The organism is Desmonostoc muscorum LEGE 12446, assembly GCF_015207005.2.
In the GTDB taxonomy this organism is placed as follows: Bacteria; Cyanobacteriota; Cyanobacteriia; order Cyanobacteriales; family Nostocaceae; genus Nostoc; species Nostoc muscorum.
Genome location: NZ_JADEXS020000004.1, coordinates 25480 through 32769 on the forward strand (window position 1 = coordinate 25480; position 7290 = coordinate 32769).

The 7290-nt window shown below is 39.9% G+C and carries 8 protein-coding genes; 5 read left to right on the forward strand and 3 right to left on the reverse strand.

What is annotated here, in order from left to right:
* Positions 1 to 166: 166 nt before the first annotated feature.
* A complete protein-coding gene (locus IQ276_RS39620; RefSeq protein ID WP_193913131.1) occupies positions 167 to 901 on the reverse strand; it encodes a hypothetical protein in 735 nt (244 codons plus the stop codon).
* Between the two features lie 732 nt (positions 902 to 1633).
* Positions 1634 to 2047: a POTRA domain-containing protein gene (locus IQ276_RS41220; RefSeq protein WP_373690644.1), complete on the reverse strand. Its 414-nt coding sequence runs from the start codon at positions 2045 to 2047 to the stop codon at positions 1634 to 1636.
* Positions 2048 to 2230: 183 nt separating this feature from the next.
* Here IQ276_RS41220 and IQ276_RS39630 point away from each other — a divergent pair, with 183 nt between their 5' ends.
* The 5 genes from IQ276_RS39630 (at position 2231) to IQ276_RS39650 (ending at position 5576) form a co-directional block, all read left to right on the forward strand.
* Complete coding sequence (locus tag IQ276_RS39630) at positions 2231 to 2956, forward strand: ParA family protein (protein WP_193913133.1); 726 nt, start codon at positions 2231 to 2233, stop codon at positions 2954 to 2956.
* Entirely contained in the window at positions 2953 to 3378 is a 426-nt protein-coding gene (locus IQ276_RS39635; protein ID WP_193913135.1) for a hypothetical protein, read from the forward strand. Before IQ276_RS39630 ends, IQ276_RS39635 begins: the two co-directional genes overlap by 4 nt.
* A 119-nt stretch (positions 3379 to 3497) precedes the next feature.
* Complete coding sequence (locus IQ276_RS39640) at positions 3498 to 3743, forward strand: UPF0175 family protein (RefSeq protein WP_193913137.1); 246 nt, start codon at positions 3498 to 3500, stop codon at positions 3741 to 3743.
* Complete coding sequence (locus IQ276_RS39645) at positions 3740 to 4237, forward strand: PIN domain-containing protein (protein WP_193913139.1); 498 nt, start codon at positions 3740 to 3742, stop codon at positions 4235 to 4237. Before IQ276_RS39640 ends, IQ276_RS39645 begins: the two co-directional genes overlap by 4 nt.
* Positions 4238 to 4556: 319 nt before the next feature.
* Positions 4557 to 5576, forward strand: coding sequence for a tyrosine-type recombinase/integrase (locus IQ276_RS39650; protein WP_193913141.1), 1020 nt, complete (start codon positions 4557 to 4559; stop codon positions 5574 to 5576).
* Positions 5577 to 5599: 23 nt separating this feature from the next.
* On the opposite strand, the gene IQ276_RS39655 is transcribed toward IQ276_RS39650, so the two are convergent.
* Complete coding sequence (locus IQ276_RS39655) at positions 5600 to 7045, reverse strand: hypothetical protein (RefSeq protein WP_193913143.1); 1446 nt, start codon at positions 7043 to 7045, stop codon at positions 5600 to 5602.
* Positions 7046 to 7290 lie beyond the last annotated feature (245 nt).

A 7290-nucleotide genomic window follows, 5' to 3' on the forward strand; every position in this document is an offset into this window, starting at 1 on the left:
CTCCCAATTGTTTAATAGATGCTGCTTTTTGCCAACACAAACACCAATCTCCCCGCAAATTGGGTAAAATCTCCAGTCAGATTTTTGAACAACCCCCTGCTTTACAAAAGTATTTTGTGGGGTTGTGGTGTTTGGTTTTATCGATCTATTCGTCCTCACACAGCCCTCAAAAAGTCCTTGCTGTGGGGATAACAGATTCATTTGCTACTAGATTTAGCTGATATGGTGAATTGAGAAACTTGGTGTTCACCAGTTCTTTGTAAGCCTCTATATCTGTCTGCCAATTACTAATTATTTCTGATAGAATAGCTAAGCGCTGACTTGGTTCTTCTTGAACAATTGCGTGATTAAAAGCGGCGGTGAACAGCACGATGGGTTGCACTGTTCGATCTGGCAGTTGTAGCCCTGCTTCATTGATATCCAAGCTCATCTGTGCCCCTTCTAGGGTGTAATTAAACCGCATGGCAGCTTGCACAGGTGCTTTGCCAAACTCATGCCAAGGACCAGGATTCAGCAGTGTGCCAAAAATATAGTTGCGTGCTGTATTGTTTTGCTCATTGAACAAGACATGTCCCCGAAAGTTAATAGACACGCCCTGATAGTCTACTTGCGCCAATGTCTCTACATATTTGCCAGCTAGAGCCGGAATTTCCACCTCAGTGGATTCTTTAGTGGCGATCGCCTCTGTGAAAATAATCCGATTGACGTATGAAGTTATACTAATGCCGTTAGCAAAGACTACCTGAGCATTAGAATCTGTTAGAATCGGAGGCTTACCCAGTTCCCAATTATTAGGGACGATACCACTATACTTCAGAAAATCTGGAGTTAAAATTGTCGGGTTGTGTTGTTTTGCAGCGATCGCAATGGCAATTTCTGGAATATTTAGACTTTGGCTCATTCGCTTTTTTCTCTGGGTAAATTTAATCTTGAATTGAGAAAGAGCTAATTAAAAAAATTAACCCAGTCTACCTTGCGGCAAAAGCTGCGTCCAATAAAAAGCCGCATTTTCGCAGCTTTGCGCGACTTCAATACTTACTGAAGCCCTCTATTTGTTAATAATTAATCATCAAAGAATAATCCCAGTTTTTACTGAGATTATTTTTTGTTATATTCATCTCCTTATATAACATGAGTATTTAATTAATTTATGCGTAATCGGGGTTCAGCCGGGATACCCTATCAATGGGACACGTTGTAAAGTTCTGTAACGGATGTCAAGCCAAACCCTTGATATACGGTTGTTTCAATCCCAAGCTTTACTTTATTCCTCCAGTTGAAACATTCCCAAACATGGCCATTTATGGGCAAGTTTAAGAGACTGAATCGCGTGAAGAGTTGATTTTAGTGTGCAAAAATTTGAATGTCTCAATACCATTTTTGGGCAAGTTAGTAAATTGTAAAATCGGTTTCTGCAACATTTGTTTACAACGTGTCCCAAATTGCAGGTATCCCGGCTGTACCCCTAATCGCTATATTAAGTACTGTTTTTTTTCAATTATGAGCATTTATGAAAATTATTCCTAGAAAGATAAAGTTTCAGTAAAGTGCAATTTTCTAAATAATCCTTAGAGGTTGTTTAAAAAGTCGTTGGCTGTGACTTTCAGCACCTATTGATCCCCCCTAGCCCCCCTTAAAAAGCAGGGTGGATTCCAAATCTACCTGCAACTGAAAAGATTAACGTTTTGCTCGTTTCGTCTGCGGCTTTTGATGCCGACCAAGGCTTAAAAAAGCTGTCCAAGCAAGAACAACAAGCAGTTTTGCAGGGTTTAGAAAAGTCACTGTCTTGAATTACATTTTTTGGCAGAGTTGGGGCGTTCTTGACAGTGACTAATTTGAGAACTGGGTTTGGAATTTTCACTGCTGTTACTCGAACCCCCAGAGGTGTATCTGTGGGAACTGCTTGCACATTAGAAAAATAGCCTGTACCAAAGATGGCATTAATATCTTCTTGAAGCTGAGTCTTGGTTGTTCTCATACCAGGCTTTGTCCGAATTACATCATAGACTTGATTTTCCAATTCTCCCTCTGCTCCAGTTACTACCACTTCTGAAACTAGAACTTTGGGGTCTAATAGTTTTAAAGTATTATTACTTTAAAACTATTAGACCTTTATGGTATTATTCAATAATAATCGCCTCATTCAAGTCAGATATGTTTCAATGTATAGAGATATAAAAGTATTAGACCTTTATGGTATAGACTGATTAACGCTTTAGATTTTTAACAAATGATTGTTATCAGTGTATTCAACTTTAAAGGTGGGACAGGTAAAAGCTCTACTGCCCTAAACTTAGGGGCATTTCTAGCATCTCCCAAACGCCAAACCCTGCTGATTGATTTAGATGGACAGCGTACTCTCTCGTTCGGTCTAGGCATGGATGGTACTGAGCCAACAACCCTTGACTGGCTAACCAGTAAAGAAGCGATCGCACCCAAACAGACCCAAGTAAAACACCTTTGTCTGATTCCGGGTGACATAGGTATGTTTCGCCTAAAAGCTGAGAGTGACTTGTTCGTTCCAGCGCTGTCAAGGCTTTCTGGGTTTGATGTAGTCTTAATGGACTGTCCGCCTGGACTATCGGTGGTATCAGTGCAAGCCATCCTTAGCAGCTCGCGCATTCTTATCCCCACAATGAACGAACCCGCTTCTCTAAAAGGGCTTTCGGAAGCCGTGGAGTTAATTCGAGGGGAAAGGGCAGATATTCCCATTGATGTTGTCAGAACTCGGTATAAGCCCCGGTTAGTTCTGACTAAAGAGGCTGACGATTTACTAATTGAGGCAGCAGTGGAGTTAGGTTATCGACTGTTGCACACAACTATCCCTGATAACATAGCTGTTGCTGAATCCATCGCAGCGCAACAACCAGTCAGGACTTACGCCCCCAAGTCCAGTGGTGCTAGAGCTTACCAATCTTTAGCTAAAGAATACATCAAACATTGGGGGACGAAATGACCAAAAAGAAAATGTCTGGCATGAAATTAAGCCAGTTTTCTGGAATTAAGAGCCAATCAGAGCCAGAGATTACCTCTCCTGCCGCCGAAGTAGAACCAACTTCCTTACCAGTTGAGAAAATGCCTATAACATCACCAGCCCCAAAGTCAGCATTAGAAGCCCCTACTGCATCACCAACTTCTTCAGCAGTAGTATCAGAAAAGCCCGTGACGATCAATATTAAAATTACTCGCACACAGCATGACTGGTTAACGGATACAGCCCGAACAGTGCGGGACAACAACACAGAAGCAGTTCCCCCTGGTGAGCGGGTTTACCCTCAGCACCTAATCGGAGTTGCCATAGAACTATTGCTTTCTTGTGAGGTTGACTGGAGCCAAGTCAAGAATGCTGAAGACCTCAAACGATTACTAAACCTATAAGCTAATTAAGGTATAATCAGTTTAAACTATAAAGGTCTAATACTATAAAGGTTTAATAGATTTTTCTTGCCCAGCATGACAGAAGAATTAGAATAAACTATGAATTGGAGTTTTCCCTTATGAGCGTCATAATTCCCGATGACATCCTCCGAGCATCAAACATGACTTCGGATGAACTGAAATTAGAAATTGGCATCTTGCTTTATCAGCAAGGTAAAATTAGCAGTGGCAAAGTCCGAGCCTGGACAGGAATCACAGTACTTGAATTCCAGCATGAACTGGCTAAACGCGGTTTACACATCAACTATGATGTAGAAGACTTCCAATCCGATGTGCGGACACTGCAATCAATGGGCTTGTTGTGATTATAGTTAGCGACACATCACCGATCACAAACTTGGCAGCGATTGGTCAGTTAGATTTACTGCGTCAGTTGTATAGTCGCGTTATCATTCCCCAAGCCGTTTATAACGAGATGGTAGGTGTAGATAAAGTTGTTCCTGGGGCAGTAGAAGTACAACAACTATCTTGGATTCAGACGATAGCTGTTGTTAATTCTCAACAAGTTACAGAAATTCAGGAAAATCAGAACAATATTGACTTAGGAGAAGCCGAAGCAATTATTTTATCTTTAGAACTGAAAGCTGACTTGCTATTAATGGATGAACGCCGAGGACGAGCAGTCGCTACAAGTTATGGACTAAATGTAACGGGTCTGTTGGGAGTCTTGCTACAAGCCAAAAAACAAGGGCTAATTCCAGCTATTAAACCATTGATTGATCAGTTAATTGCTACTGCTGACTTTCGGGTTAGCCAAAAGTTGTATGCAATTGTCTTGCAATCTGCTGATGAGGGTTAGACACTGCGTTGAAAAAAGTACGAGTAGGTAATATTAGCCTACTTACCATAGAGGGCAGCAGTTTTTGGGTGTTGGCGTAGCCAGCCGCAGGCATCGCTTTGGGGCAGAATCCCCAATATTCTTGTGCTACCAAAATTGATATCAATTTCGATATCAAAGCAGCAATTTTACAGACTACACACAGCGCTGATGATACTTAGTGACTTCCGCAACAAGTGACTATTGCTATATCTTGTGTAAACGTTCAGGCAAAAACATTGTATGCAATGATAGACGTTATTGGAAATCTGTATTATCAATAACGAGCTAGTAAGCACTTATGCCTAATCAGCCAGGTTGGGGGGAAATCGTCAAGGTAGAATTGGAGGCGTGTTTAGATGCACCGATCGCCAGATATTTTGACGCACAACTTCAGGGCGACCCAGATGTGTTGGCGCAACTGTTGGCAGATAAGCGCAACCCCAATACTCGACGGGCTTATGAAAAGGATTTGAGGGATTTCTTTCTGAAGATGACTCTTGTGCCGCCGACTGGTGATAGTGTGCTGGAGTTTCTGCACTTGCAGCCCTCTCAGGCGGTGATGGTGGTGCTGAAGTACAAGGCGATGTTGATTAAATCTGGGTTGCGGGAGGCGACAATCAATCGGCGGTTGGCGGCGATTAAGTCGTTGGCGAAGATGGGGCGTAAGCTGGGGGTGTGCAATTATTCCCTGGAGGATGTCGAGGGGGAGAAGGTTAAGGCATACCGAGATACGCGGGGTGTTGATAGCAAAGCGATAGCAAAAGTAATTCAGCAGTTTGACAGGGAGACTTTAATTGGTAAGCGCAACTATGCAATCTTTCTGGTGCTGTGGGGTTTAGCATTGCGTCGCCAGGAGATATGCCATCTTAATGTGGGCGACTTTGATTTTTATGGACGCAAGTTGAGGATTTTGGGGAAGGGCAAGGGAACGAATGAAGAATACTTGGATATGTCCAAGGATGTGGCGGCTGCTCTTGCTGATTGGCTAATTGCGCGAGGGGATTTGAATGCTAGTTTACCAATTTTTACAGCGTTAGATTTTCATAATGAAGGGCATAGATTGACTACGGATGCTATCTATAAAATAGTGTCGGCAGCTTTTAAGTTCGCTGGGGTGAAGAAACCCATGTCACCGCATAGGGTCAGGCATTCGGCAATTACGGCGGCATTGGATGCGACGGATGGGAATATTAGAAAGGTGCAGAAATTGAGCCGTCATGCTGACCCCAGGACGCTGATGATTTATGATGATAACCGGAATAAAGATTTGTGGGAGATGTCGGAATTGTTGACTCTTATGTTGAAGGATTCGGAGTGATAAAAATTAATCAATCAGCTAGACTATATATACTTTATAGCTTCTTTATAAGAAGAATCAGAAGTAATTTTAGATAAAGCTAATCTAGGAAAATTAGTAATTTTATATAATGCTTTGTTAATATGAACATTTGTTGTCTTTTTTTTCAGATTATCTGCAAGCTCTCTCATCCGTTCATCAGCTTTTGTTGTGTCTAGATCATATACAAATTCATGATCACTAAAGAGCATCAAATATTCTTTAACTTCTTCTATGGTGAAACTATTAATAAAAGTTTCGTAATAAGATATTGCTCTTTCATCTACTCCTCTTTTATAACCCTTACCATTACCGCAATAACAAATACAAATAACTTTAACAAATAACTTTATAACTGATTTAGGTATGCCAGTTTTTGGAATTGATTCGCTTATTGATTTAGCGTGAGGATATTCATTATAATAGTTCTGCCACTCAAAATGAACTGTCTTTAAATTTTGCAACTTTTCAATAAGTTCTGCTGCCAAACTATCTTCATCTTTATATTGAAGACCATTAACAATTTCTAAAATTTTCTGAGTTGCATTTCTTCTGGCAGTATCACCATTTTTTCTATACCATCCAAACTTAGAACCTATATAATATTTTGTCTCTTCCAAAGCGCAATTCCAAACATAAAGAATTAATTTTTCTATATTCCTTTTTACATGTAACTCTTGTTTTTGATCGCAATAAATACCAAAAATTGACTGAAGAAAATCATCTATTCTTTCTTGAGGTTGATTAACAATATCCTCACCGATTAAAACAAAATCTTCATCAGGTATTTCATTCTTCCTAATATTTTCAAGAAGCAGCTTTATCCTAATTGCAGAATGATCTGGTTTTGCAGTTATTGCATAGTTTAAGCAATACTCTAACAAACTTATCATCTCCATTCCAGTGATATTATTTTTGTTAGGGTGTGCAGCACTAGCATGATTTCTAAGGTAATTAACATGTTCTAATCTTGTGAAGTTGATATCACTTATTAAACCCATTCTTCTACATATCTCCAATAGATCATGAGCAGATATAGCTTCCAGTTCTTCCTCTAAGTTTAAATTTTTGTATTTTGGTGATATAGTTCCTGCAACATTGTAAAAATATTGTAAATCAAAGCCAACTATTAATCTTCCTAACGCCTTGATAGTCTCATCCCATAGAAAGGTAAGCGCACCATCAAACAAACCCATTGTTATTGAAGCAGCAAACTTTGACAAATACTCGGATTTGGCTCTTTCTTCTAGAGGAAGAACTTCCAAAGTACTTTCCAAGTTATAAATTACCTTTCTTCTTTCTTGAATAGGTGAGAGAATGTTATCTGTCGGTAATCCAAGATGCTTTAAAAAATTAGCAAGCGGTTCACTAAATGCAGCGATAGACGTTTCTATTTTAGACGGTGTACTCTCTGATGGTATTAATATAATTTCTGCACTTTCTTCAGACATAGTTTTTACCGTAATTTGTGAGGATAATAATTCTCAGGTAATATTTATAGACCTAAGCTATAGAGTTCCCAAATTAGTCACTTAAGTAACACGTCTACAACACTTCAGCCTAAAAAAGAAAACTTAGTCAGTTGTGATCTGGGGTTTTGTCTGTGCTGTCTAAACGCAATAAAACAATGTAACTGACCTAAAAGCCTAATATGTCGTTCACCAATTCAGGCGATTAACCCAGACTTATCAATCAG

Bases quoted from the DNA above. Each gene is read 5' to 3' on its own strand.
- IQ276_RS39620 (WP_193913131.1), bottom strand. From the start codon at position 901: ATGAGCCAAAGTCTAAATATTCCAGAAATTGCCATTGCGATCGCTGCA.
- IQ276_RS39630 (WP_193913133.1), top strand. From the start codon at position 2,231: ATGATTGTTATCAGTGTATTCAACTTTAAAGGTGGGACAGGTAAAAGC.
- IQ276_RS39635 (WP_193913135.1), top strand. From the start codon at position 2,953: ATGACCAAAAAGAAAATGTCTGGCATGAAATTAAGCCAGTTTTCTGGA.
- IQ276_RS39640 (WP_193913137.1), top strand. From the start codon at position 3,498: ATGAGCGTCATAATTCCCGATGACATCCTCCGAGCATCAAACATGACT.
- IQ276_RS39650 (WP_193913141.1), top strand. From the start codon at position 4,557: ATGCCTAATCAGCCAGGTTGGGGGGAAATCGTCAAGGTAGAATTGGAG.
- IQ276_RS39655 (WP_193913143.1), bottom strand. From the start codon at position 7,045: ATGTCTGAAGAAAGTGCAGAAATTATATTAATACCATCAGAGAGTACA.